The organism is Pseudomonas sp. NFPP07, assembly GCF_900115645.1.
GTDB classification, from domain to species: Bacteria; Pseudomonadota; Gammaproteobacteria; order Pseudomonadales; family Pseudomonadaceae; genus Aquipseudomonas; species Aquipseudomonas chlororaphis.
Map to the genome: position 1 here is coordinate 1,018,598 of NZ_FOXG01000001.1, position 23,794 is coordinate 1,042,391.

21 protein-coding genes and 1 rRNA gene are annotated in these 23,794 nt (G+C 64.0%); 9 read left to right on the forward strand and 13 right to left on the reverse strand.

Annotated features, from left to right (window positions below; genetic code table 11):
• Nucleotides 1–56 precede the first annotated feature (56 nt).
• A complete protein-coding gene (locus BM019_RS04840) occupies nt 57–731 on the forward strand; it encodes a heavy metal response regulator transcription factor (protein WP_007930804.1) in 675 nt (224 codons plus the stop codon).
• A gap of 318 nt (nt 732–1,049) precedes the next feature.
• On the opposite strand, the gene BM019_RS04845 is transcribed toward BM019_RS04840, so the two are convergent.
• From BM019_RS04845 to BM019_RS04860, 4 genes are all read right to left on the reverse strand, one after another.
• Nucleotides 1,050–1,955 (reverse strand): cation diffusion facilitator family transporter, encoded by a 906-nt coding sequence (locus BM019_RS04845; protein ID WP_007930163.1) that lies wholly within the window; start codon nt 1,953–1,955, stop codon nt 1,050–1,052.
• A gap of 117 nt (nt 1,956–2,072) precedes the next feature.
• Nucleotides 2,073–2,621: a UDP-4-amino-4,6-dideoxy-N-acetyl-beta-L-altrosamine N-acetyltransferase gene (gene pseH / locus BM019_RS04850; RefSeq protein ID WP_007930162.1), complete on the reverse strand. Its 549-nt coding sequence runs from the start codon at nt 2,619–2,621 to the stop codon at nt 2,073–2,075.
• Between the two features lie 62 nt (nt 2,622–2,683).
• Nucleotides 2,684–3,205 (reverse strand): hypothetical protein, encoded by a 522-nt coding sequence (locus BM019_RS04855; RefSeq protein WP_239691039.1) that lies wholly within the window; start codon nt 3,203–3,205, stop codon nt 2,684–2,686.
• A 195-nt stretch (nt 3,206–3,400) separates the two neighbouring features.
• Entirely contained in the window at nt 3,401–4,723 is a 1,323-nt protein-coding gene (locus BM019_RS04860) for an MFS transporter (RefSeq protein ID WP_092417732.1), read from the reverse strand.
• A gap of 170 nt (nt 4,724–4,893) precedes the next feature.
• On the opposite strand from BM019_RS04860, the gene panB reads away from it, so the two are divergent.
• A complete protein-coding gene (gene panB, locus BM019_RS04865) occupies nt 4,894–5,709 on the forward strand; it encodes a 3-methyl-2-oxobutanoate hydroxymethyltransferase (RefSeq protein ID WP_092417733.1) in 816 nt (271 codons plus the stop codon).
• Here the strand turns inward: panB and BM019_RS04870 are convergent.
• Both BM019_RS04870 and BM019_RS04875 read right to left on the reverse strand, forming a co-directional pair.
• Nucleotides 5,697–7,079 (reverse strand): aminotransferase-like domain-containing protein, encoded by a 1,383-nt coding sequence (locus BM019_RS04870; protein ID WP_092417734.1) that lies wholly within the window; start codon nt 7,077–7,079, stop codon nt 5,697–5,699. The two genes, panB and BM019_RS04870, sit on opposite strands and share 13 nt — an antisense overlap.
• A 4-nt stretch (nt 7,080–7,083) precedes the next feature.
• The gene (locus BM019_RS04875; protein ID WP_092417735.1) at nt 7,084–7,317 is read right to left on the reverse strand and encodes a Pathogenicity locus; all 234 of its coding nucleotides are present in this window, start codon (nt 7,315–7,317) and stop codon (nt 7,084–7,086) included.
• A gap of 115 nt (nt 7,318–7,432) precedes the next feature.
• Between BM019_RS04875 and BM019_RS04880 the strand changes: the two genes are divergently transcribed.
• The 3 genes from BM019_RS04880 (at nt 7,433) to BM019_RS04890 (ending at nt 12,060) form a co-directional block, all read left to right on the forward strand.
• Nucleotides 7,433–8,851: a short-chain fatty acid transporter gene (locus BM019_RS04880; RefSeq protein WP_007930148.1), complete on the forward strand. Its 1,419-nt coding sequence runs from the start codon at nt 7,433–7,435 to the stop codon at nt 8,849–8,851.
• 172 nt (nt 8,852–9,023) lie between these two features.
• Nucleotides 9,024–10,724, forward strand: coding sequence for an acid phosphatase (locus BM019_RS04885; protein ID WP_092417736.1), 1,701 nt, complete (start codon nt 9,024–9,026; stop codon nt 10,722–10,724).
• 133 nt (nt 10,725–10,857) lie between these two features.
• Nucleotides 10,858–12,060, forward strand: a complete 1,203-nt coding sequence (locus BM019_RS04890; RefSeq protein ID WP_009045631.1) for a hypothetical protein — start codon at nt 10,858–10,860, stop codon at nt 12,058–12,060.
• 103 nt (nt 12,061–12,163) lie between these two features.
• On the opposite strand, the gene can is transcribed toward BM019_RS04890, so the two are convergent.
• On the reverse strand, nt 12,164–12,808 hold the full coding sequence (can, locus tag BM019_RS04895) for a carbonate dehydratase (protein WP_007930139.1): 645 nt from the start codon (nt 12,806–12,808) through the stop codon (nt 12,164–12,166).
• A gap of 150 nt (nt 12,809–12,958) precedes the next feature.
• On the opposite strand from can, the gene BM019_RS04900 reads away from it, so the two are divergent.
• Nucleotides 12,959–13,354, forward strand: coding sequence for a serine kinase/phosphatase (locus tag BM019_RS04900; protein ID WP_092417737.1), 396 nt, complete (start codon nt 12,959–12,961; stop codon nt 13,352–13,354).
• A gap of 140 nt (nt 13,355–13,494) precedes the next feature.
• On the opposite strand, the gene rimI is transcribed toward BM019_RS04900, so the two are convergent.
• Together rimI and BM019_RS04910 are read right to left on the reverse strand one after the other, a co-directional pair.
• Entirely contained in the window at nt 13,495–13,947 is a 453-nt protein-coding gene (gene rimI / locus BM019_RS04905; RefSeq protein WP_009045633.1) for a ribosomal protein S18-alanine N-acetyltransferase, read from the reverse strand.
• Entirely contained in the window at nt 13,940–14,725 is a 786-nt protein-coding gene (locus tag BM019_RS04910) for an energy transducer TonB (protein ID WP_092417738.1), read from the reverse strand. The genes rimI and BM019_RS04910 overlap by 8 nt, the downstream gene beginning before the upstream one ends.
• A gap of 180 nt (nt 14,726–14,905) precedes the next feature.
• Here BM019_RS04910 and mksB point away from each other — a divergent pair, with 180 nt between their 5' ends.
• Genes mksB through mksF form a run of 3 tightly spaced genes read left to right on the forward strand, consistent with a single transcriptional unit; the run spans nt 14,906 to nt 19,720 of the window.
• On the forward strand, nt 14,906–16,186 hold the full coding sequence (gene mksB, locus BM019_RS04915) for an Mks condensin complex protein MksB (RefSeq protein WP_037005321.1): 1,281 nt from the start codon (nt 14,906–14,908) through the stop codon (nt 16,184–16,186).
• Nucleotides 16,176–16,880 (forward strand): Mks condensin complex protein MksE, encoded by a 705-nt coding sequence (mksE, locus tag BM019_RS04920; protein WP_007930132.1) that lies wholly within the window; start codon nt 16,176–16,178, stop codon nt 16,878–16,880. Before mksB ends, mksE begins: the two co-directional genes overlap by 11 nt.
• Nucleotides 16,877–19,720, forward strand: coding sequence for an Mks condensin complex protein MksF (gene mksF, locus BM019_RS04925; protein ID WP_092417739.1), 2,844 nt, complete (start codon nt 16,877–16,879; stop codon nt 19,718–19,720). The genes mksE and mksF overlap by 4 nt, the downstream gene beginning before the upstream one ends.
• Before the next feature lie 64 nt (nt 19,721–19,784).
• Here mksF and BM019_RS04930 read toward each other — a convergent pair whose 3' ends face one another.
• From BM019_RS04930 to rrf, 4 genes are all read right to left on the reverse strand, one after another.
• Nucleotides 19,785–22,088 carry a PqiB family protein gene (locus BM019_RS04930; RefSeq protein ID WP_092417740.1) on the reverse strand — a complete coding sequence of 768 codons (2,304 nt, stop codon included), beginning with the start codon at nt 22,086–22,088 and terminating at the stop codon, nt 19,785–19,787.
• Complete coding sequence (locus BM019_RS04935; RefSeq protein WP_085532507.1) at nt 22,081–22,704, reverse strand: paraquat-inducible protein A; 624 nt, start codon at nt 22,702–22,704, stop codon at nt 22,081–22,083. Before BM019_RS04935 ends, BM019_RS04930 begins: the two co-directional genes overlap by 8 nt.
• Complete coding sequence (locus BM019_RS04940) at nt 22,691–23,350, reverse strand: paraquat-inducible protein A (RefSeq protein WP_092417741.1); 660 nt, start codon at nt 23,348–23,350, stop codon at nt 22,691–22,693. The genes BM019_RS04935 and BM019_RS04940 overlap by 14 nt, the downstream gene beginning before the upstream one ends.
• A 147-nt stretch (nt 23,351–23,497) precedes the next feature.
• Nucleotides 23,498–23,613: ribosomal RNA gene (rrf, locus tag BM019_RS04945) — 5S ribosomal RNA — on the reverse strand.
• Nucleotides 23,614–23,794 lie beyond the last annotated feature (181 nt).

A 23,794-nucleotide genomic window follows, 5' to 3' on the forward strand; every position in this document is an offset into this window, starting at 1 on the left:
CTTCCAACGAAGTTATGGGACTGCCCCACTGCATTAAACACCGAGGCTAATTCAGCATGCGCATTCTGGTGATCGAGGATGAACCGAAAACCGCCGACTACTTGCATCAGGGATTGAGCGAAAGCGGCTACGTCGTCGATTGCGCCAATAACGGCGCCGACGGCCTGCACCTGACCCGCCAGCACGCCTACGACCTGGTGATTCTCGACGTCAATCTGCCGGAGCTGGACGGTTGGGGAGTGCTGCAGCGCATTCGCCAGAACAGCAATACGCGGATCATGATGCTCACCGCCCAGGGACGCCTGGTGGACCGGATCAAGGGCCTGGACCTGGGCGCCGACGATTACCTGGTCAAGCCGTTCGAATTCCCCGAGCTGCTGGCGCGGGTGCGCAGCCTGTTGCGACGCAGCGAGCAGTCGCCGACCCCCGACGTGCTGCGGGTGGCCGACCTGGAACTGGACCAGGGCCGCCACCGGGCGTTTCGCGGTAAACAGCGCATCGACCTGACCACCAAGGAGTTCGCCCTGCTGCATCTGCTGATGCGCCAGAGCGGCGTGGTGCTGTCGCGGACCCAGATCATCTCGTTCGTGTGGGACATGAACTTCGATTGCGACACCAATGTGGTGGAAGTCTCGATCCGCCGCCTGCGCGCCAAGATCGACGACCCGTTCGAGAGCAAACTGATCCACACCCTGCGCGGCGTCGGCTACGTGCTCGAAGAGCGCGACTGACAGCGCGGGGGTAACCGCAAGATGCGGATGTAGCCGCTGCCGCAGGCTGCGATAGGTCCGCAGGACCTCCTGCGAGTTCAAGAGCAGCGCCCGCTGCGCGGTCGATCGCAGCCTCGCAGGCTCGGCAGCGGCTACAGGGTGCAATCCGATAGTTCGGTACACGCGATCGGTGTAGCCGCTGCCGCAGGCTGCGATAGGTCCGCAGGACCTCCTGCGAATTCAAGAGCAGCGCCCGCTGCGCGGTCGATCGCAGCCTCGCGGTGCTCGGCAGCGGGTACAGGTTCGGATGTAGCCGCAAGATGCAGCGGCTACAGGTGATTAATGTACGTGCTCTTCGTGCCCCTGTTCGTGAAAGCCGGCCTGTTCGACCTGGACCGTCACATGGGAGATATCGAAGCGCTCGTGCATCAGTTCGGTGACCTCGGCCAGGATCTGCTGCTCGCTGCGCCGCCCCAGGTCGGCCACCAGATGCGTGCTCATCACGTTCTTGCCGCTGGTCAGGGCCCACAGGTGCAAGTCGTGCACCTCGGTCACTCCGTCGATGGCGCGGATGCCCTGCTCGACCTGGTCGATATCGATGCCGTCCGGCACGCCTTGCAGCAGTACGTTCATGCTCTCCCTGAGCAATGTCCAGGTGCGCGGCAGCACCCAGAAACCGATGGCCGCGGCCACCAGCGAATCGACCCAGCCCCAGCCGGTGTACATGATCACCAATGCCGCGACGATCACGCCGATGGAGCCGAGCATGTCGCTCCACACCTCCAGGTAGGCGCCCTTGACGTTGAGGCTTTCGGCGCTCGCCGAGGCCAGCAGGCGCATGGAAATCAGGTTGACGACCAGCCCCAGCACCGCGATCACCAGCATGCCCGTGGACTGGATTTCCGCCGGCGCAGACAGGCGCTGCCAGGCCTCGAACAGGATGTAGAAGGCGACCACGAACAACAGAAGGGCGTTGAACGCCGCGGCGAGAATCTCGAAGCGCGCATAACCGAAGGTGCGCTTGCGATCGGCCGCGCGCTTGCCGACCTGGATCGCCACCAGGGAGATCGCCAGCGCCAGCGCGTCAGTCATCATATGGGCGGCATCGGACAGCAGCGCCAGGCTGCCGGTGACAAAGGCGCCGATCACCTCGGCGATCATGAAACTGCCCGTCAGCCCCAGGGCCATCCATAACTTGCGTTCGTGTCCGGCCCGAACCTGTCCGTGACTGTGCCCTGCGCCCATGAAAGCTCCCACCTGTGGAAATCGTCGTGGCTGATGATAGCCGGCCCGTGCAGCCGGCCCCGACAAAATGACGCAATGGTCATGCTGCTGCCATCTGGCGGTTATGGATGACGGCTTTCAGCGCCCCAGGCGCGCCATCACCGCGAGCATATCCGGGCGCCGGGCGGCCCATTCCTCGCGGGTGATGCCGAGCAGCACCACGTCGATGCGCTGGCCGTCCTTCTCGACGTTCTGCCGGCGCACGCCCTCGAGGGTGAAACCGAATTTCTGGTGCAGGCGGATCACCGCCTGGTTCAGCGCCAGCACCTCGCAGTTGAGCTTCGCAAGGCCGGCCGCGCCGAAGGCATGGTCGAGCAGCCAGAATTCCAGCTGGCTGCCCAGGCCCTTGCCCTGCAAGCCGCTGTCCAGATAGAACGCCCAGTCGGCGCTCTTGTGCAGGGCATTGATCGCGTTCAGCGACACCACGCCACAGGCGATTCCCTCTTGCAGCACCACGAACACCGACTGCCGCGGATTGCCCGCCAGCGAGTCGAGCCAGGCACGGTGCTCGGCCTCGGAAATCTCGTGGGAGGTGTACATGTACTTGCGCACATCCGGCTGGTTGCGCAGCTCGCGCACACGCGCCTGCACCTGTGCACAAGTCTCGAGTATCGGCACGACCTGCATGCGGGGCTCCTGGTCTGAAACGGATGCCGCACAGCCTAGGGGCAACGGTGCCCGGCGGCAATTCAAAAGATCCCGCTACCCGACGCGGGCTTGCGCCGGCGCAGCCCATGCAGGCCCAGGCACACCAGGCTGGTGCCGAACGCGACGATCAACATGCCCTGCGGCGTCTCGCGCTCGCGGCGGCTGTCCAGGCATTCCATGGCGTTGGCGCATTGCGCGATGCACAGCTCCTGGCCATCGAGGGTGCAGGTCAGCACCGCGTCGCGCAGGTGGGTGAAGCTCAGCGTGCGACCCAGGATCTGGTCATGGCCGACGTTCAGATAGCTGATGCCTCGAACCACCTTGAGCCGGGTGTATTCGCCACTCTCCGCGTCCTCTATCAGCATCCCGCCACGGTCGGCATACAGCACCTTGCCGCTGAGGGATTCGACGTTGGCACCGTCCAGCCCATAGTCGACAAGGTTGAAGATCCACAGATGCAGCAGGGCCATGAACAGGCCAATGGCAAAGGACAACCACGCCGCCTGCAGCAGCGGGGGCAGCGTGGAGAAATCACGCAGGGAACGAAGGACGGACCGGATCAAGGCAGCTCCCGAAAACTGGCGCGTGGACCGCGCGTTTTTTTCGAGAGATTAGCGGGTAAATGGGCCTTGGCTAAGCACAACTTTCAGCGGTATGGGTCGGGCTAAAACGCGGGCTGGCAGCGAAGGCTCTAGCCCGCGTTCCCCGGCGCCTGCAGGCGTTTGCGGGGGTGATTTTCTCTGCTGCGCGAAAGCGTCTCAGGACCCGGCACAGACCCCAGGCGCCCCACTGCCTGCCAGCCTTGGCATGCGCGTACCGAAGTACCCCGCGCTGACCACCCCGACCGCGCCCATCACCGCGCAGTACATCACGCAGATCCATGGGCTCCAGGGCATCAGGCCGATCAGCAGCAAGGGCGTGGTGCTCGCCCACAGCGCGTAGGCGATGTTGTAGGTAAAGGAGATGCCGGAGACGCGAATCCGCGCCGGGAACAAGCCGACCATCACCGATGGCACCGCACCTACCACGCCACAGCCAAGGCCGGCGATGGCGTAGGCCAGGCCGACCCAGGCGCCGCCGCTGATCAGGCAACCGTAGAGCAGGCCGATGCCCAGCGGCAGCAGCAGGCTGTAGAGCATCACCGTGCGCCAGGCGCCGATGCGGTCGACGATCAGCCCGGCCAGCACGCAACCGATATTCAGGAACACGATGCCCAGGCTGCTCAGGGCGAAGGTGTGGCTGGCGCTCATGCCGAAGGTTTTCTGCATCATGGTCGGGGTGATGACCACGAACACCACCACCGCCGAGGTCAACACGCAGGTGAGAATCGCCGCCGGCAACAGGGCCAGGCGATGCTCGCGCAGCACGGTGCGCAACGGCAGTTCGACGGCGCTGTCGCGCTGTTCCTGCATGGCCATGAACACTGGGGTTTCGCTGAGCCAGCGGCGCAGCCAGACGCCGATCACGCCGAACACTCCACCGAGCAGGAACGGGTAACGCCAGGCGTGATCGAGGATTTCCGCAGGGGTGAAGAGTTGCGCCAGCAGGGTCGCGGTCAGCGCGCCGATCAGGTAGCCGAAGGTCAGCCCGGCCTGCAGAAAGCCCAGGGCGTAACCGCGATGGCCGGCCGGTGCGTGCTCGGCGACGAACACCCAGGCGCTCGGCACTTCACCGCCCACCGCCGCGCCTTGCAGCACCCGCAGCGCCAGCAGCAACAGCGGCGCGAAATAACCGATCTGCGCGTAGGTCGGCATGATGCCGATCAGCAGGCACGGCAGGGCCATCATCAGGATGCTCAGGCTGAACACCTTCTTGCGCCCCAGGCGGTCGGCGAAGTGCGCCATGAGAATGCCGCCCAGCGGCCGCGCCAGGTAGCCGGTGACGAAGATCCCGAAGCTCTGCAACAGCCGCAGCCACTCGGGCATTTCCGGCGGGAAGAACAGCTGGCTCAGGGTCAGGGCGAAAAATACGAAGATGATGAAATCGTAGATTTCCAGGGCGCCGCCCAGTGCCGCCAGGCCCAGGGTCTTGTAGTCGGACCGGGAAAACGGCGCCGGCCGCGCGTCAGGGGAAAAGGACATAAAGCCACTCGGTGTTGGGCGAAATTCAAGGCGCCCATGGTCTACGCAAACGCCGCGAGGGACAACCGCAACCCCCTTCTGGGTCGGTTTTTAGGCTTTTCCTGTGCATTGAATCGCCGCCGCGGACGCCAATAATCGGCGACTTTCCCACCCGCAACAGGAAAGCCGCCATGAGCATCCATACCCGCAGCAAACGCCTGACCGTGCCGCAACTGGTGGCCATGAAAGGCCAGCAGAAGATCGTCTCCCTGACCGCCTACACCAGCCACATGGCGCGGCTGATGGACCCGTTCGTCGATTTCGTGCTGATCGGCGACTCCACGGCCATGGTCGGCTACGGCCGCACCTCGACCCTGGACATGAGCCTGGAAGAGATCATCGGCCACACCCGCGCCGTGGTCGCCAGCACCCGGCTGGCCTGCGTGATCGCCGACATGCCGTTCGGCAGTTACCAGGAATCGCCGCAACAGGCCTACCGCAATTGTGCCGAGGTGCTGGCGCGCACCGACTGTGACGCGCTCAAGCTCGAAGGCGGGCTGGCCCTGGCGCCGACCGTGGAGTTCCTGGTGCAGCGCGGGATTCCGGTTATGGCCCATATCGGCCTGATGCCCCAGTACGTGAATGTCATGGGCGGTTTCAAGGCCCAGGGCCTGAACGACGCCACGGCCCAGGCCATCGAGGCCGACGCCCGCGCCCACCTCGAGGCCGGCGCGTTCAGCCTGTTGCTGGAAGGGGTGGCGGAAAACCTCGCGCGGCGCATCAGCGACTTCTCGGCGATGCCGACCATCGGCATCGGCGCCTCCCCCGCCTGCGACGGCCAGGTGCTGGTGACCGAGGACCTGCTGGGCCTGGGCGGGCCCCAGGTGCCGCGCTTCGTCAAACAGTACGCCGATGCCGGCGCGCTGATCAGCCAGGCCTGCGAGCGGTTCGCCGCCGAGGTGCGCGACGGCCGCTTCCCCGAGGCGCGACACTGCTACGGCGTCTGATCGATGGCCCGGGCCAGGCGTTGCACGGCGCCGGCAATGTCCTGGCGCCAGTCGAGGGTGAAACTCAGACGCAGGTGATGGCGCCACAGGCCTTGCTGGCTGAACATCTGCCCCGGGGCGATGACGATGCCCTGCCCCAGTAATTGCTCATACACCTGGAGCATCTCCACCGGGCGCGTGGCCTCGGCCCACAGGGTCGCGCCCCCGGCCGGGGTGACCACCCGCAACTGCTCGGCGGCGTGTTCGGCCAGCAGCGCCTGCAGCTGGCCCATGCGTTCGCGCAGCAGGCCGCGCAACTGAACCAGGTGCTGATCGACCCGGCCGCTGCCCAGCAGTTTGGCCACGGCCTTCTGGCGGATCGGTGACAGGCGGAACGCGCGCTCGAGAAAGTGCCGCTGCAAGCGCGCGCCCTGGCCACGGCACAACACATAGCTGAAGGGCGCCTCGGAACCTATGACTTTGTCGAAGGTGGAAAACACCAGCAGCCGCTCGGGATCGGCGTAATCGCGATACCGCGCCGGCGCCGGGGTAAAGCAGAACTCGCCATAGCTGTCATTTTCCAACAGCCAGATGCCGCGCTCCCCCAGCCAGCGGCACAGCTGCCGTTTGTCCGCCGCGGGCATCAGGCTGCCGTGGGGTGTGCTCAGGGTCGAAGACAGCAGCGCCAGGCGCACCGGTTCGCGTTGCAGCACCTCCTGCAGGCGCTGGCGATCGAAGCGTCCTGCGGCGTCCAGCGGCAGCTCGATCACGCGGATCTTCGCCGCCTGCAATTGCCGCAGGATCGCCCAGGAACAAGGCGACTCCACCAGGGCGACGCTGCCGTTCAGCTCCAGGGCATCCAGCGACAATGCCAGCACCGCGCGCAAATCCGTGCCGAGAAACACCTGCTCGGCCTGCCAGTAATCCGTGGTCGAGCGGGTGTAGCGCTCGGCCAGCGCCGTGCGTAGCTCCGCCTCGCCAAACGGCTGGTACAGCGGTGCCTGAGAGCGTGGGTACTGGCGTACCAGCTCGCGCTCGGCGGTCAACAGGGGATTGTCCAGCGACAGCAGCATCGCCGGAGCGTCGCTGCACAGCGCCAGCATTCCGGGCTGGCGGGCGTAGGCATAGACCCTGTCCAGCAGCTCCGTATCCGGCGCCAGCCCTGGCGCCGGCACGGGGCGGCTGAAGTAGCCCTGCTTGGGCCGGGCGTAGATCCGCCCTTCGTCCTCGAGCAAGCCATAGGCGTACTTGGTGGTGGAAACCGAGACTTTGAGGCGCTGGGCCAGGGCGCGCAATGACGGCAGGCGCTGCTCAGCCGCGCTGGCGCCGTCCAGCCACTCCACCAGGTAGCGGTAGACCGCCTGATAGGCGAAAGGCGTTTCGCGGCTCACCGCTTCAGGCGCCCTTGGCCAGGGCGATCGCCGCCTGGATCGCCGCACGGGCCTGGGGGCTGTTTTTCCAGCAGCTGGAGCCGACCAGGGCCGCGGCCTGGGTGACGATCTCCAGGGCATCGGCCCGGGCCAGCTGGGCGAGGGAATCGATGCCCAGTTGTTCGAGGCGGGCGACCACGGTTTCGCCGACACCCTTGAGCTTGAGCAGCGCCTGGCGTTCTTCGAGCGGGAATGGCATGTACTTCAATCCTTTGCAGTGAGTACCAATTGCCGCATTCTTGCACAGTTTTCGGCCGCCCCAGCCTGAGGCGACCGACCTCCTGATAAACATAAAAAAGACTTGAGGTATCGACGTGTCCACAGACATTGAAGACAGCCGTTCCGCCCGTTTTGCCCTGCGCTGCTCGAACTGGGCCGAGCGCTGGTTCCCCGACTCCTGGGTGTTCGCCGCGCTGGCGGTGATCATCGTCGCCCTCGCCACCATGGCCATGGGCGCCAAGCCCACCGACACCGCCATGGCCTTCGGCGACGGTTTCTGGAGCCTGATCCCCTTCACCATGCAGATGGCCTTCGTGGTCATCGGCGGTTATGTGGTCGCCAGCTCGCCGCCGGCGGTGAAGCTGATCGACAAACTGGCGCGCATCCCGAAGAACGGCCGTTCCGCCGTGGCCTGGGTGGCGCTGATTTCCATGGTCGCTTCCTTGCTCAACTGGGGCCTGTCCCTGGTGTTCGGCGGCTTGCTGGTGCGGGCCCTGGCCCGGCGTACCGAACTGCGCATGGACTACCGCGCCGCCGGCGCCGCGGCCTACCTGGGCCTGGGCGCGGTCTGGGCCCTGGGCCTGTCGTCCTCCGCCGCGCAATTGCAGGCCAACCCGGGCAGCCTGCCGCCGTCGATCCTGTCGATCACCGGGGTGATTCCGTTCACCCAGACCATCTTTCTCTGGCAGTCGGGCGTGTTGCTGCTGGCCTTGATCGTCGTCTCGCTGGTCATCGCCTATGCCACCGCGCCCGGCCCGAACTCGGCGCGCGACGCCAAGGCCTGCGGCATCGACCCGAGCTTCAGCATGCCCAAGCCACAACCGCGTACCCGCCCCGGCGAGTGGCTGGAATACAGCCCGCTGTTGACCATCCTGCTGGCCCTGCTGGCGGCCGGCTGGCTCTACCATGAGTTCGCCACCAAGCCGGCGATCACCGCGATTTCCGGGCTCAACACCTATAACTTTCTGTTCCTGATGCTCGGCGCGCTGCTGCACTGGCGCCCGCGCAGCTTCCTCGAAGCGGTGGCCCGCGCCGTGCCGACCACCACCGGGGTGCTGATCCAGTTCCCGCTGTACGGCTCCATCGCGGCCTTGCTGACGGTGGTCAAAGGCGTCGACGGCCAGACCCTGGCCCACCACATCTCGACCTTCTTCGTGCAGATCGCCTCCCACGACACCTACGCGCTGCTGATGGGGGTCTACTCGGCGGTGCTGGGCTTCTTCATTCCGTCGGGCGGCGGTAAGTGGATCATCGAGGCGCCCTACGTGATGCAGGTGGCCAATGACCTGCAATACCACCTGGGCTGGGCAGTGCAGATCTACAACGCCGCCGAGGCACTGCCGAACCTGATCAACCCCTTCTACATGCTGCCGCTGCTGGGGGTGCTGGGGCTCAAGGCGCGGGACCTGATCGGCTTCTCCTTCGTCCAGTTGCTGGTCCACGCACCCTTGGTGCTGGTGCTGCTGTGGGCACTGGGCACCACCTTGAGCTACATGCCGCCCGTGGCGCCGTAATCTGTTGCCAGCGGCTCCTGCAGAAGCAACCCTACACGCCTTCCAGCTTCCCCCTACCACCGTCTAAGCCCCGTCCCAGAGCCTTTTCTGTAGTCTTTCCGTCATATTCGGTTGCTACCGTGCAGCCGAAATACTTTGTTACGAATTGATCGAAAGGTAATCAGGGACCCGCATGAGCGACGAACACTCGAAAGACCCAGAACATTCCAAGGCCACGGAGCCACCCACCGACACCAGCCGCCGGCGTTTTCTCGGCGGCGTGGCGGTGTTGGGTGTCGGCGCGACGCTCAGCGCCTGCGGCCACAACGACCCGGCGCCGGGCAAGCCGGTGGAACGCCCGCTGTCGCCGGCCGAACTGGACCGGGCGCTGCGCGAAAACGTGAAGAACGTGGTGGTGATCTATGCCGAGAACCGCAGCTTCAACAATCTGTTCGCCGACTTCCCGGGGCTGGAAAAACCGCTCTCGGCCCTCAAGCCCGCCGACTATCAGCAACGCGACCGTGACGGCAGCCTGTTGTCGGTCTTGCCGCCGGTCTGGGGTGGCGTCGCCCAAGTCGGGCCCCAGGCCCTGGATGGCGTGACCTATCCGGTCGGCACCCAGTACCAGGAGCACCTGCCCAACGCGCCCTTCGCCCTCAAGGGCCCCGATGGCGAAAACCTGCCCCTGGGCCTGGTCACCCGCGACCTGTGGCACGTGTTCTACCAGAACCAGATGCAGATCAACGGCGGCAAGAACGATGGTTTTGTCGCCTGGGCCGACGCCGGCGGCCTGCCCATGGGGCATTACGCCCAGAGCCGCTATGAGCTGCGCCTGTGGGATGTGGCCCGGGAATTCGTGCTGTGCGACAACTTCTTCCAGGGCACCTTCGGCGGCTCGTTTCTCAACCACCAGTACCTGATCAGCGCCGCCGTGCCGTTCTATCCGGATGCGGCCAATTCGGTGGCCAAGCCGCAGATCGCCACCCTGCAAAGCGACGACCCGCTCGACACCCGCCTCAAGCCGCTGGAGCAATCCCCGGCCAGCGCCATGAGCGGCCCGCCGCAATTCGGCCCGAGCCTGCTGACCCCGGACGGCTACGCGGTCAATACCATGGCCCCGCCGTACTGGCCGACCTGGATCCGCGACCCGCAGCGCCCGGCCTATGCCAAGGCCGACCTGCCCAATGTGCTGGTGCCGCAGCGCCACGACACCATCGGCGACAAGCTCTCGCGCAAGGACATCGACTGGGCCTGGTACGCCGGCGCCTGGCAGGTCACGCTGGACGCCTACAAGGATTCGGCGGGGATTCCGAAGATCCCCAACTTCCAGTACCACCACCAGCCGTTCAACTACTTCGCGCAGTTCGGTCCCGAGCATCCCAACGAACGCAACCATCACCTGCGCGATGCGGGCCTGGGCGATGAGTCGAGCAGCAACCGCTTCCTCGCCGATGCCGAGGCCGGCAAGTTACCGCCGGTGGCGTTCTACAAGCCCCAGGGCAACCTCAACATGCACGCCGGTTATGCCGATGTGGCCGCGGGCGACCGGCATATCGTGCGTGCCCTGAAGGTGCTGCGCGAAAGCCCGCAGTGGCAGAACATGGTGGTGATCGTCACGGTCGATGAGAACGGCGGCTGGTGGGACCACGTCGCCCCGCCCAAGGGCGACCGCTGGGGGCCGGGGACACGCATCCCGGCGCTGGTGGTGTCACCGTTCGCCCGCAAGGGCACGGTAGACCATACGGTGTACGACACCGCGTCGATCCTGCGGCTGATCACCCGGGTGTTCCAGCTGGAACCGCTCGACGGCCTCAAGCAACGGGACGCGGCGATGACCGCCCGGGGGCAGGCGCCCATGGGCGACCTGAGCAATGCCCTGCACTTCCCGGCCTGAACCGACGGCAGCGGCCGCCCGGGCGGCCGTCTGCGGGTGCAAAAGAAATCCACCCTTTTCCTTGTCACCCGCTACTGTTTCAGTACGGAACTTACCTCGCCCAGACGAGGCCAACGCTGACAAGGAGCCAAGCATGAAACTCGCAGGATTGTCCCTCCCCCTCGCCGCCCTGACCCTGGGCGGCCTGACCCTAAGTAGCCTGACCCTGAGCACCGCAGCCCAGGCCAACGTCGATCTGAAGCTGGGCAACACCCAGCGCGTCACCCAACTCTTCTCCTACCCCAACAACTGCAACGTGATCTGCTTTCGCAACTGGACGCTGGAACAGACCGTCGAGCATTACCTGACCCAAAGCGTGAAGCGCGATGGCTACAGCACCGCCAAGGTCAAGGTGAAGACCGACAACAACCAGCTGTACGCCAACATCAGCGGTGTTCCGAAGGACTATGGCAAGCCGCTGACCGCCCTGCTGGATGCCGGCGACCTGGCCTACCAGGGCGCCAGCAAGCTCAACAGCGACGGCAAATGGACCTACAGCTGGTATCTGTTCCTGCCCCTGGGCATGGCCCTGGAAAACCGCAAGAGCGTCGAGTTGCTGCACTTCCCGCCGGACTACTCGCTGACTCAGGCCCAGGACTACCTGAAATCGGCCACCACCGACCGCTGGGCCACCCTGCTCACCACCAATGGCATTCCCGCCGAGCAGACCCCGGGCTACCAGACCATCATCGACATTGCACCGATCGCCGCCCCCTCCAGCGCGGGCAAGGACCTGGAAGGCGTCTATGGCTACTTCCAGGACTACCAGACCACCATGGTCAAACAGATCAGCCAGAGTGCCAGCGGTGCCGCCCTGCCAATGGTGGCCTTCGGCGCGCCGGTGCGTAACTGGATCAAGCAGCAGTACGGCCCGACCGTGAACGTGCTGGGCCTGGCGCAGATCAGCCCGAGCGCGGGCCTGAAGGTGCCGGTGCTGGGCTCCAACCACCCGAGTTACATCTGGTACGCGGCGGATCCGGAGAACTACGACGGCGACGAGGCCAAGGCCGACGCGGCCGGTTTGAAGGTGATGGGGCAGGATCTGAGCGCGGCCTGCTGGCAGGCCGGGATGGGCAGCAAGCCGGGCAGCGACCCGACAGTGCAGCTCAAAAGCTGCACGCAGAACTGGCAGGTGACCAACAAAGAGCAGACCTGCGCCCTGTTCTACACCTCGATCCGTAAGCTGACGCCGGAACAGGCCCAGGCCAAGTGCGCCACCACGCCGGTGCAGACCCAGCTGAAGCAGCTGAAGGCGCCGGCACCGTCGATGAGTACCGAAGCACCGCCGCATATCTGACGGACAAGCGGTAACGGCTACATCCCATCGCGAGCAAGCTCGCTCCTACAGAACGGCACATCGCCCGTAGGAGCGAGCTTGCTCGCGATGGGTTTTCAGCGCCTCAGAGCGCCCCGACCGGACGCAGGCGATACTGCGGCGGCAGCTGCTCGAAGCCACTGATGGTGGCGTTCAGGCTCTTCCAGCGACCGTCCTTGATGCCATAGATGCAACCGTGGATCGACAGGCTCTGCCCGCGATGCCAGGCGTTTTGCACAATGCTGGTGTGGCCGACGTTGGCCACTTGCTGGATCACGTTCAGCTCGCAGAGGCGGTCGACCCGCTCCTCCTCGGTGGCCAGTTGCCCCAGGACTTCGCGATGTTCGTAGTACAGGTCGCGAATCGAGCGCAGCCAGCCGTCGATCAGGCCCAGCTGGCGATCCTGCATCGAGGCGCGCACGCCGCCACAGCCATAGTGACCGGTGACCAGGATGTGTTTGACCTTGAGCACGTCCACCGCGTACTGGATCACCGACAGGCAATTGAGGTCGGTGTGCAGCACCACGTTGGCCACGTTGCGGTGTACGAACAGATCCCCGGGAAGCATGCCGACGATCTCGTTGGCCGGTACACGGGCGTCCGAACAGCCGATCCACAGGTATTCCGGCGTCTGCTGGCGGGCCAGCTTGGAGAAGAATTCAGGATCTTCCTGCTTGATCGCTTCGGCCCAACGCTCGTTGTTATCAATCAGGTCTTGTAGTTCGTTCATGCTATGAAGCCTCAGGATTGATGCGTTGCTATGACAGACGACTGTCTGTCGGGGTCACGCGCGTCTATGCAGATACCGCTTATCCACCCCTTTGAATCTTGCCAGGTCTGGTGGGTCCACTCTTTAAGCCCAAAAGTATGAGCAACCGTCATGACTGAATCACGACGTCCCTATGGCGCGCCTCAGCCCGAGCCCATCGACGACAACGAAGACCGCATGGGTTCCATGGAAGAGCTGGACTTCGATGAAGAAGAACCCGGCGCCAGGGTCGGCGACCCTGCTTCCAGCCCTGTGGAGCATCGTACTCCCCACCGGCACATCCATGGCTCCGGCCTGACCGGCAACGCCGAGGATGAGCCCAACGACGATGAGCTGACCCCGGAAAACCTGATCCACGAAGACGGCGCCCGCTCCGCCCATGAAGCCGGTGAAGACCAGCCGGCCGACTGGGACCTGAGCATTGTCGATGAAGACGATATCGGCGGCGGCAATGGCCTGGACGAAGCCGAACTGGCCCAGCGCGATCCGCTGGATGGCAAACGCTGAAGCGCTATCCGAGCCCCTCTAGAAGCCGGCTTGCCGGCGATAGCACCAGCAGGGCCGGCATCACACCTAAAACCTGACAGCAGGCGGCGTCACCGCTGGCGCCATCGCGAGCAAGATCGCTGCTACATAAGCCAGTGCGATCAATCGACCAGGGTGCAGGCCATCACCAGCGCATCTTCGCGCCCGCCTGTCGCCGGATAGTAATCGCGGCGGCGGCCCACTTCGTTGAAACCGTAGCGCTCGTACAGCCGGTAGGCGGTCTGGTTGCTGGAACGCACTTCGAGGAAGCATTCGCGCGCGTCTTTCTGGTAGGCGCGCTTCATCAATTCTTCCAGCAGGCGCAGGCCCAGGCCACGGCCCTGGCTTTCCGGCTTGACGGTGATATTGAGCAGGTGGGCTTCGTCGATGATCACCTGGATCACCCCGTGGCCGACCTGCTGGCTGCCTTCGAACATCAGCCAGACTTCATAGGATTTCAGGGCATCGGTGAAAATGCCGCGGGTCCAGGGATGGCTGAACGCCGCGTATTCGATTTTCAGGATGGCATCCAGATCCGCCTCGGTGGCCTGGCGGAACGATAAAGCGTCACTCATTGCTACTTTTCCAACGCGCCATCAGCCGACGCATGGCTTGCCAGACATCAGCCTTACGCTGTGGCTCTTCCATTAATAGTTCCAGCCCAGGCAGCGCCCAGGCCGAGCCCAGGCCTTCGACCTGGAGTTCACGGTTGTAGGACTGCGCATCAGCCTCGCCCGCGAAACGCACCGCCGGCAGGCCGATCAGCCACAGGCAGACGCACGGTTCTTCTTCGACCCGCGCCCCGACAAAGGCCTGGACGAAATCCCGCGCCGCGTCCGGCCCCTGGTCGAGATTGCCGCGGGTCAGCATCGGCCAGCGCACCGGCTCGGCGAGGATCTGCGGGCTGTCCGGCAGGCCGGCGGCGCGCAGCATGTCCTTGAGCAGCAGATAGGCCGGGTCGCGGCTCTGGAAGGCTTCGCCTGTGGGTAACTCCACCAGCAGCAGGCAACGACCGGCGCGCAGCAATTGCAGGGCGAAACGCGGTGGCGGCACGGGCGGGGCCTTGACCGGCGCCGGGGCTTCCTCGGCATCGACCACGGGCTTGCTGACCGGACGAACGGCAGCGCCGGTGGGACGCGGCACTTCGATTTTCGGCCGCTCGGCAGGCTTGACCACAGGCTCGGCAACCGTTTTGGCCACAGGTGCAGGGGCTGCCGGGGCCTCGACCACGGGCTCGGCAATCACCAACAACTCGGGACGGGACGGCGCCGCAAAGGGCAATTCGGTGCGCGGCAGCCAGCTGACCACCTGCATGGCGGACAGATAAGCGCGACGGCGGGACTCGATAAGCAAAGGTCGGCCACTTGTGGATAACTGAAGTGGGGGGATTCTACCGTCCTTCGCCGAAGATCGCCCGCAGTTGATTCGTCACAAAAACACCGGTCCAGCCCATGACAAGACCGAGGGGTGAATCGTCGGCCTTCCGATGCAGTACAATCGCTGCTTTTCATTGCCAACCAGCCGGCCATTCCGATGATCGAACCCAAGCGCGTGTTGCGCGCCCTCGCCGAACACTGGGCACTTCTGGAGCCACTGTGCGAGCACTTCGACCAAGGCACCCTGAGCCTCGCCGAACTGCGTTCACAGCTGGCCACACAGCAAATTGACAGTACGCCACAGGACATTACCAGCCTGCTGGACGTGTGGATCCGCCTGGATATCCTGGTTCCGGTGGCGAAAAGCCCGAACCGTTTCGAGCTCAACGCACAGATCCACGACTTCCTCGCCTACCTGCGGCGCGAGCACCGCCTGGGCCTGTGCCTGGAAATCGAAGCTTACCTGCGCCACCTCGAACGCCTGGCCGGTTACATCCAGGACGCCTTCGACATCCGCGACGGCCATGACCTGGCCCGCCAGCTGCGGTTGCTGGACATGCGCGTGCGCGATGTATTGAAAAAACTCGCCAACGACGAACAGGCCCTGGTGGCCGTCGCCGAGCGGGCCAAGACCAGCGACCGGCAGATTCCCCTGCGCCAGCGGTACGCCGAGGTACTGGCCACCTGGGACGAATACGTCGAGCCGATGATCCAGCTGGTGAACGCCGACGGCGCCTTCGAGCAAGGCGTGCGCAAGGTCGAGAACGTCCTGCTGCGCATGCTCACCGAACAGCAGCGCCTGGGCCACCTGGTGGACGACGACATGCTGCTGCGCACCCACGCGCGGATCCTGGAAATGCAGACCAGCGCCCAGCTGACCCTGCGTCACGCCCGGGAACTGCTGCTGCCGCTGCGTGAAGAAGCCCGCCGGCACAACGCCGTGACCCGCGGCGCAGCCCTGGCCCTGTCGGCCATCCGGCGCAAGGGCATCGACGCCGTGCCGCAAGCGGCCATGCCACTGTTCACCCGTCCGCAAAGCACCTTCCTCGGCAGCTCCGGCCAGGTCGAGGCCTATGTCTATGCCCTGGCCAGCTTCGAACCGAAGCCGACGCGCTTCCCCAAGGCGCACAAGACCCACAAGGGCGGCAATGCGCCACGGGCGCCACGTACGGTCCGCGAGATGCTCGACCGCTGCGAAGATGCCCTGCCGATGCCGGACCTGATGACCTGGCTGCTGGAACAGGAACCGGACGGCGCCACCGACGAGTTGCTGTACTGGTTCTCCCGCCTGTCGCGGGAAAAACGCTTCAAGCGCGAGCGTCTGGAACGCCGCGACTACCACACCCACGAGCACCAGGTCAGCCTGCGCTCCTTCGCCCTGCTCTCGGCCCGCGATGACGCCGCTGAGAATTCTGCGAGCACTCCACATGCATCTTGATCTTTCCGAACTGTCCCAGCTGGCGCCGATCTTTCGCGAGCTGTTCAAGGGTTATCACGTCAGCCGCCGCGACCCGGAGCTGTACTCCCAACTGTCTAACTTCCAGGACCAGTACCGCACCCTGTTCAAGGCCCTGGGCTTCGAACTGGTGTGCGACACCCGTGGCTTCTACTACTTCGTGCCGGAGAACGCCGCCGCCCAGGTGAACAAGACCGCCCAGCGCCTGGCGCTGTTCACCTTCATCCTGGTGGAGCACCTGGCCGACCAGGGCCGCGACCCGGTCGCCGTGCTCGACGGCGGCAGCCTCGGCCGCGACGAACTGCCGTCCTTGCTGGAGAAGTACCGCGACCTGTTCATCCAGGCCGAAGTGCAGACCCATGAAGAACTGGAAGAAAAAATCATGCGGCGCATGACCCAACTGGGTTTTGCCGGCGAGGAGCCGGGCATCTACCGCTTCCTGCCGCCGATGCACCGCTTCCTCGATGTGTGCCTGTCGGTGCAGCAGGACCGTGACCTGGCCGCCAGCCTGCACAGCGTGCTGCCATTGCCGACGCCGGTGCTGATCGACGAAGACAGCGACGAAAAACTGCTGCAGACCGACGACCCGCTGGACCTCAGCGAATTCGTCGAATCGGAAAGTGAAGAGGACGCACTGGCCCGCGCCATTGCCGAAGAACAGGAGCTCGACGCATGAGCAAGGAACGCTACGGCATCCGCCGCTTTGCCCTTTTGAACACCGCCGGCTACAGCCTGGGCCTGTTCCCGCTGGAAGAGCCGCTGTCGGTCTACGGCGCGAACAACCTGGGCAAGTCCGCCTCGATCAACGCCCTGCAATTCCCGATCCTGGCGCGCATGTCGGACATGAGCTTCGGCAAGTACAGCCTGGAACAGTCGCGGCGTTTCTACTTCGCCACCGATACCAGCTACATCCTGGTGGAAGTGTCCCTGCCCCATGGCCCGCATGTGATCGGCGTGGCCGGGCGCGGTCCGGGCGGCAGTTTCGGTCACCAGTTCTTCGCCTATGCCGGCTCGCTGGACCTGGCGCACTACCAGAAAGACGACACCTGCCTGCGGCAGAAAGAGCTGTTCACCAACCTCGAGCGCCAGGGCCTGAAGGCCTATGAACTCAAGCCGGATGAACTGCGCCGCCTGCTGGTGGGCGGACATACCTCGATTCCGCTGGACCTGACCCTGATCCCGCTGCGCTCCACCAGCGAGCAGAGCCTGAAGACCTTCCGCGCGCTGTTCATCAACCTGCTGCACATGCGCGAAATCACCGCGGCCAAGCTCAAGCAGCTGTTCCTCGATGCCTTCGAGCACAGCCTGCGCTCCGGCAGCGTCGACTACATTGCCGCCTGCGAAGACGCCTTCCGCGACGTGCGCCGCATGGAGCAGGACTACAACTCGCTGGTGGCCGCGGGTCCCCTGGTGGAAGCCCTGGCCAACGGCGTGACACAGCGCGACATCCTGCGCGGCAAACTGCATCGCCTGTCGCCGCTGCTCGATTCGCTGCTGGGCACCTGGTCCGACTACGCCAGCGCGCGCAAGGAAGAGCTGACCATCCAGGCCGAGCACTACCGCAACGAACAGGACGCACTGCAGAACGACCAGCGCAGCAGCACCCAGGAAATGATGCGCCTGGAGCGGGAAATCACCGGCACCCAGCGCTGGCTCGGCGAGCTCTCGGTGCTCAAGCATCGTTTCGCCCTGGTGGATGACGTCAAGGTCCTGGAGCAGCAACTGCTGGCGGCCAAGGATGCCCACGACGAACTGGCCGGCGCCCTGGCCCAGTCCCGGCAGTTCTCCGCCGAGGACCTGGAAGAGCGCCTGCGGGACCTGGAAAAACGCCTGAAGTCGGTCAAGCAGCAGCTCGATAACGCCGACAACAACAGCTATGCGCGCCTGCGCGAGGAATTCTCGCAACAGGACGTCGAGCGCCTGATGCGCCTGTTCAACAGCCAGTTGTTCAGCCTGCCGCTGGGCGAGCACGGCATCGCCCTGGACGAGAACGGCGACTGGGTCAAATCCGTGGAGCTGATCCTCGATGGCTTCAAGGGCGAGCGCTTCGAAGTGCCGGGGCTGTCCATCGACATTTCCCACATCGAGCCACCGGCCTTGCAGGCCCTGGCGGACCGCGCGGCATTGCGCGACCAGAAAGAGCGCCTGGACAAAGAACTCAAGCAGCTGAAAACCCAGGCCGCGGTAGCCGCCGACCGCGCCGCGAGCAAGACCCAGACCGAAGCGCTGTACCAGCAGGTGCTGGATGCGCAGAAAGCCCTGGAAGATTTCCGCCGCGCGCAGACCCTGAGCGCCGAGGAAGGCGAGAAGCTGGAACAGCTGGCGCAGATGGAAGCCGCCCAGGACGAACTCAAGCGCTCCAGCGACGCCTTCACCGAACGCGTCCAGCAGCTGTCGGCCAAGCTGCAACTGGTGGGCCGGCAGATCGGCGACATGGAAGCCAAGCAACGCACCCTCGACGATGCCCTGCGCCGTCGCCAGCTGTTGCCGGCGGACCTGCCGTTCGGTACGCCGTTCATGGAGCCGGTGGACGACTCCATGGACAACCTGCTGCCGCTGCTCAACGACTACCAGGACAGCTGGCAGGGCCTGCAGCGGGTCGATGGCCAGATCGAGGCGCTGTACGCCCAGGTGCGCCTCAAGGGCGTGGCCAAGTTCGACAGCGAAGACGACATGGAGCGCCGCCTGCAACTGTTGATCAACGCTTATGCGCACCGCACCGACGAAGCCCTGACCCTGGGCAAGGCGCGTCGCGCGGCCGTCACCGACATCGCCCGGACCCTGCGCAACATCCGCAGCGACTACGACAGCCTCGAGCATCAGTTGGCGCTGTTCAACCGCGAGATCAACAAACGCCAGGTGTCCAACCTGCAGAGCTTCCGTATCGTGCTCGCGCCGAACAAGGAAGCCCTCAAGCACATCGACCAGATCATCCACAGCGCCGGCCAGTACGAAGAAGGCGAGACCTTGTCGGTGTTCGACCTGAGCCAGAGCACCGAACAGGACAACAAGAACGAGGAGGCCAAGGAATACCTGGCCCGCCTGGTCGCGGCCAACCACAACCAGCTGGGCCTGAAGGACCTGTTCGAGCTGGCGTTCGAGATCACCAAGGTCCATGGCCAGCCGGTGATCCACACCGATATCGATGGCGCGGCGTCCAACGGCACCACCATGACCATCAAGGCGCTGACCAACATGTACCTGTTGCTGCACTTGATGGACCGCGAGCAGGCCGGGCGCATCCGCCTGCCGTACTACCTCGACGAGGCCGCGGACATCGACGAGAAGAACCAGGCAGCGCTGCTGGAAACCAGCCTGCAACTGGGCTTCGTGCCGATCCTGGCCAGTGTGAAGCCGCAGGTGTCGGCCCAGGTCGCCATCGACCTGGAAGGCGGCAGCGGCCCGAACGGTATCTACATCGACGAGGCGGACTGGAAGTACATCCGCCGTCACGATCAGGTCAAGGCCACCCTGAACGTCGAACCGGAAGCCGAAGCGGAGCTGGACGAGGTGTAACCCGCCCGAAGCCGTAAAACAAAAAGGCCGTGATCTTTCGATCACGGCCTTTTTGCTTTCTGGGTTATTTGCCCAGGGGGATTTTCGGTGCCCAGGTCAGCCATTCGTCCTCGAACTTGTCGAACAACGGGAAGGTCTGTTCTGGCCGTGCCGGGTTGCCCATGCGCTCGCCATCCGGCGTGGCAAAGGCGATGCCGCCCTGGATCAGGGTCTCCAGCGACTCGGTACGGACGGTTGCGCCCTTGAACAGGCCGATGTCGATACCGAACCCGCTGCTGTTCCAGAAACGCGTACCGCCACGCACAAGCGGCGCGTACTTCGGCTCGATCAGGATATGGATCAACACCCGGTCGGCGGTCTGGCCCAGTTCGTAGCCCGTGACCTTGCCCACCGTTACCTCGCGGTAAGTCACCGGCACGCCGACCTTCAGCGAGCCGCGCCGCGCCGCGCTCAGCACCAGGCTCAGGCCGGCCTCGGCGACTGCAGCTTCCGGTGGCTGGGGCAAGGCGACAAAGCTGGTTTGCGCGCCGAGGTTCTTCGCCGCCGGCTGCACTTCGATGTACTGCCCGGTCACCAGGGTTTCCAGGTTGGCGGTCTTGATCAAGCCAAGCTCCGGCTTGACCACCCAGAACTGGCTGCCGACCCGCGCGATTCGCTCCGGCACCTCGGTGATCCGAGCCTTGAGCAGCACCGACTGCAAATCGCCGCTCAGGTCGACGTCTTCGACCTTGCCGACATCCAGCCCCTTGAAGCGGATAGGCGTGCCCGGACGCAGGCCATCGGCGCGCTCGACCTTGATGCTGATCAGGGTGCCCTTCTGTGTCGCCTGCTCCTTGTCGGCATACAAGCGGAAACGTGGGATGCGCTTTTTCAGTGGCACGTTGGGTTCCGGCGTGTCGAAAGCGATACCGCCGGCCATAAGGCTTTGCAATGACTCGCTCTTGACCTGGATGCCGCCGGTCAGGCCGCCGGTCAAGGTGACACCGCTGGCATTCCAGAAGCGCGTCGAGCCGTTCACCAGCCCTTCGTACTCCTTCTCGATGTGCACGCCGATGACCAACTGCTTGCGGGTCCGCGAAAACTGGTAGCTCTGCACCGAGCCGACCTTGACCTGCTTGTACAGAATCGGGCTGCCCACCTCCAGCGAACCGAGGTTCTCGGTGAACAGCACCAAGTGCAGGCCAGGGGAGCGCAGGTCCAGCGGCGGCGCCTTGGGCCGCGCCTCGAATTCGCGTTGCGGAGCAGCGCCCTTGTCACCTGGGCGCACCGCGATGTAGTTGCCTTTGACCAGGGCTTCCAGACCGGTGATACCCGCCAGGGAGATCGAAGGCTTGACCACCCAGAACTGGGTGCCTTGCACCAGGTAATCCTCGGCCAAGGGGTCCAGGGTCAGTTCCGCCGTGGCGCTGGACAGATCCGGGTCGACCTTGAGGGCCTTGAGGTTACCGACCTGAATCCCCTTGTACATGACCGGCGTGCGGCCTGCCTGGAGCCCTTCGAAATCACTCAGCTTGACCTTGACCCGGATGCCCGCCTGCGCCGCGTCGAAGTCCTCGTAGAGACGGAACGGCAGGGTCGGGTCGGTTGGCGGGCTGTCCCGGCGATTCTCCGGGGTGGCGAAGGCGATACCGCCGGCGACGATGCTGGCCAGGGATTCGCTACGCACTTTCACACCGGACAGGTTGGCGTCGATGCTGATGCCGCTGGCGTTCCAGAAACGCGTATGTTTGCGTACCAGGTTGGCGTAGGTCGGCTCGATAAAGACTTTGATCTCCACCGTGTTCTGGTCTTCGGAGAGCAGGTAGCTTTTCACCTGCCCCACCTGGATCTGCTTGTAGAACACCGGGCTGCCGCGGTTCAGCGAACCCAGGCGATCCGCCTTGATAGTCACGTGCAGGCCCGGCTTGGCATCCGATAACGGCGGCTCTTCGGCCAGCGCCTTGAACTTGCGCGCAGGCTCGCCCTCTCCCGGGCTGATGGCGATGTAGTTGCCTGAAACCAGCGTCTCCAGCCCGGTGATCCCGGCCAGGGTCACGCTCGGCTTGACCAGCCAGAAGCGTGTGCTGCTCTTCAGGTATTGCTGGACGTCCTTGTTCATCTCGACAGTGGCAATCACCCCTCTGGTGTTGCCTTCGTCGTCCAGGGCCAGGGCCTTGACCTTGCCCACCGACATCCCTTTGTAGACCACCTCGGTCTTGTTGGCCTGGATGCCCTCGCCGCTTTCAAAGCGCACCTGGACCTCGATACCGGTCTGACTGTAGGCACGCCAGCCCAACCATCCGCCGATCAGCAACGCGATCAGGGGCAGGACCCAGATGGCCGACCAGTTCGAAGCCGGACGGGTTTTAGCTTTAGGCAAATCACTCATTGTCGTCGTCCGACTCCGTGTTATCCCAGATCAGTCGGGGATCAAAAGTTACTGCGGCGAGCATCGTCAGAATCACCACGCTGGCAAAGGCCACTGCACCGAGATTGGCCTCGATACTGGCAAGCCGACCGAAGTTCACCACTGCCACCAGGATGGCGATCACAAAGATATCCAGCATCGACCAACGGCCGATGAACTCGATAAAGCGGTACATCCAAATGCGTTGCCGCGCCGATAACGGCTGGTGGCGCTGGACCGAAAACAGCAACAGGGCAATCCCCACCAGCTTGAAGGTGGGCACCAGGATACTGGCGATGAATACCACCGCCGCAATCGGGATCATGCCGTGCTGCACCAGTACGATCACCCCCGACATGATGGTGCTGGGGTCACCCTGGCCGAGTGACGTGACCGTCATGATCGGCAGCACATTGGCCGGGATGTACAGGATCGCCGCGGTGATCAGCAGTGCCCAGGTACGCATGATGCTGTTGGGGCGACGAGCATGCACCAGGGCTCCGCAGCGAGTGCAGATCTGCTCATCGGTATCGGGTTCCTGCCGGTTCAGCTCGTGGCATTCATTACAGACCAGAATGCCCGCATCAATCGCCCGCATGCGCATCCTCCCCGGCCAGGGCATCCCATATCTGATGGGGCGACATGACCACCTCAAGCCACACCTGAACCAATAACAGGCTGACAAAACACACCAACCCCAGGCCGACCGTCATGGCAGCCAGGTCCGCCAGCTTGACGATGGCGACCAATACCCCCATCAGGTAGACCTCGAGCATGCCCCAGTCCCGCAAGTGGTGATAAATGCGGTACAGCAACAGGCCGTAACTGCGACCTATGTCCAGGCGAATGCTCAGGAGCACGAACAACTGGCAGACCAGCTTGAGCAATGGAATACCCATGCTGCAGAGAAACACCACCACCGCCACGCCTTGCATATCGGTATTGAACAAACCGATAACGCCGCTCCACACGGTGTCCTCAGAGGATTGTCCGAGTAGATTGAGCTGCATGATGGGTAAAAAGTTCGCGGGGACATAGAGCAGTAGCGCGGCAATAACCAATGCCAAGCTGCGATCCACGACGTTATGGCGGTGTGCATATAGCTCGTAACCACAGCGGGGGCACTGGGCTTTTTCTCCGTGGGCCAACTCTGGCTTGCGCATCAGCAAGTCGCATTCGTGGCAGGCCACCAGATCGTCCAGCGGCAACTCCGACAGCCGGGGGGCGTCAACCGTATCTGACATACAAGGCTCTGGCTCTGAAAAGGCGTGAAGCTATTCTAGAGGTCCGTCCCGAAAATAACTGTGCAAAATTGTTTGGAGATAAGAACCGTTTTCCGCGCACAAAAACAAAACCCCAACTGCTTTCGCAATTGGGGTTTCGGAATTTAATCTTGACGATGACCTACTCTCACATGGGGAAACCCCACACTACCATCGGCGATGCATCGTTTCACTTCTGAGTTCGGGATGGGATCAGGTGGTTCCAATGCTCTATGGTCGTCAAGAAATTCGGTGTGCCGAGCCGTCTTTCGACGTTTCAGCAAATTGGGTATGCGATAGTTTGTGTGTTTTCTCGAACTTTCGGTTCGTTTCGTCTTCACACACCGCAATCTGGCTGTTACGCGCAAATTGCTTGGGTGTTATATGGTCAAGCCTCACGGGCAATTAGTATTGGTTAGCTCAACG

Coding starts and splice junctions, on each gene's coding strand:
- BM019_RS04885 (WP_092417736.1), top strand. CDS start 9,024: ATGAGCGACGAACACTCGAAAGACCCAGAACATTCCAAGGCCACGGAG.
- BM019_RS04935 (WP_085532507.1), bottom strand. CDS start 22,704: ATGCGGGCGATTGATGCGGGCATTCTGGTCTGTAATGAATGCCACGAG.
- BM019_RS04930 (WP_092417740.1), bottom strand. CDS start 22,088: ATGAGTGATTTGCCTAAAGCTAAAACCCGTCCGGCTTCGAACTGGTCG.
- BM019_RS04875 (WP_092417735.1), bottom strand. CDS start 7,317: ATGCCATTCCCGCTCGAAGAACGCCAGGCGCTGCTCAAGCTCAAGGGT.
- BM019_RS04860 (WP_092417732.1), bottom strand. CDS start 4,723: ATGTCCTTTTCCCCTGACGCGCGGCCGGCGCCGTTTTCCCGGTCCGAC.
- can (WP_007930139.1), bottom strand. CDS start 12,808: ATGAACGAACTACAAGACCTGATTGATAACAACGAGCGTTGGGCCGAA.
- rimI (WP_009045633.1), bottom strand. CDS start 13,947: ATGAGTGACGCTTTATCGTTCCGCCAGGCCACCGAGGCGGATCTGGAT.
- mksE (WP_007930132.1), top strand. CDS start 16,176: ATGCATCTTGATCTTTCCGAACTGTCCCAGCTGGCGCCGATCTTTCGC.
- BM019_RS04845 (WP_007930163.1), bottom strand. CDS start 1,955: ATGGGCGCAGGGCACAGTCACGGACAGGTTCGGGCCGGACACGAACGC.
- BM019_RS04890 (WP_009045631.1), top strand. CDS start 10,858: ATGAAACTCGCAGGATTGTCCCTCCCCCTCGCCGCCCTGACCCTGGGC.
- panB (WP_092417733.1), top strand. CDS start 4,894: ATGAGCATCCATACCCGCAGCAAACGCCTGACCGTGCCGCAACTGGTG.
- BM019_RS04940 (WP_092417741.1), bottom strand. CDS start 23,350: ATGTCAGATACGGTTGACGCCCCCCGGCTGTCGGAGTTGCCGCTGGAC.
- mksB (WP_037005321.1), top strand. CDS start 14,906: ATGATCGAACCCAAGCGCGTGTTGCGCGCCCTCGCCGAACACTGGGCA.
- pseH (WP_007930162.1), bottom strand. CDS start 2,621: ATGCAGGTCGTGCCGATACTCGAGACTTGTGCACAGGTGCAGGCGCGT.
- mksF (WP_092417739.1), top strand. CDS start 16,877: ATGAGCAAGGAACGCTACGGCATCCGCCGCTTTGCCCTTTTGAACACC.
- BM019_RS04900 (WP_092417737.1), top strand. CDS start 12,959: ATGACTGAATCACGACGTCCCTATGGCGCGCCTCAGCCCGAGCCCATC.
- BM019_RS04840 (WP_007930804.1), top strand. CDS start 57: ATGCGCATTCTGGTGATCGAGGATGAACCGAAAACCGCCGACTACTTG.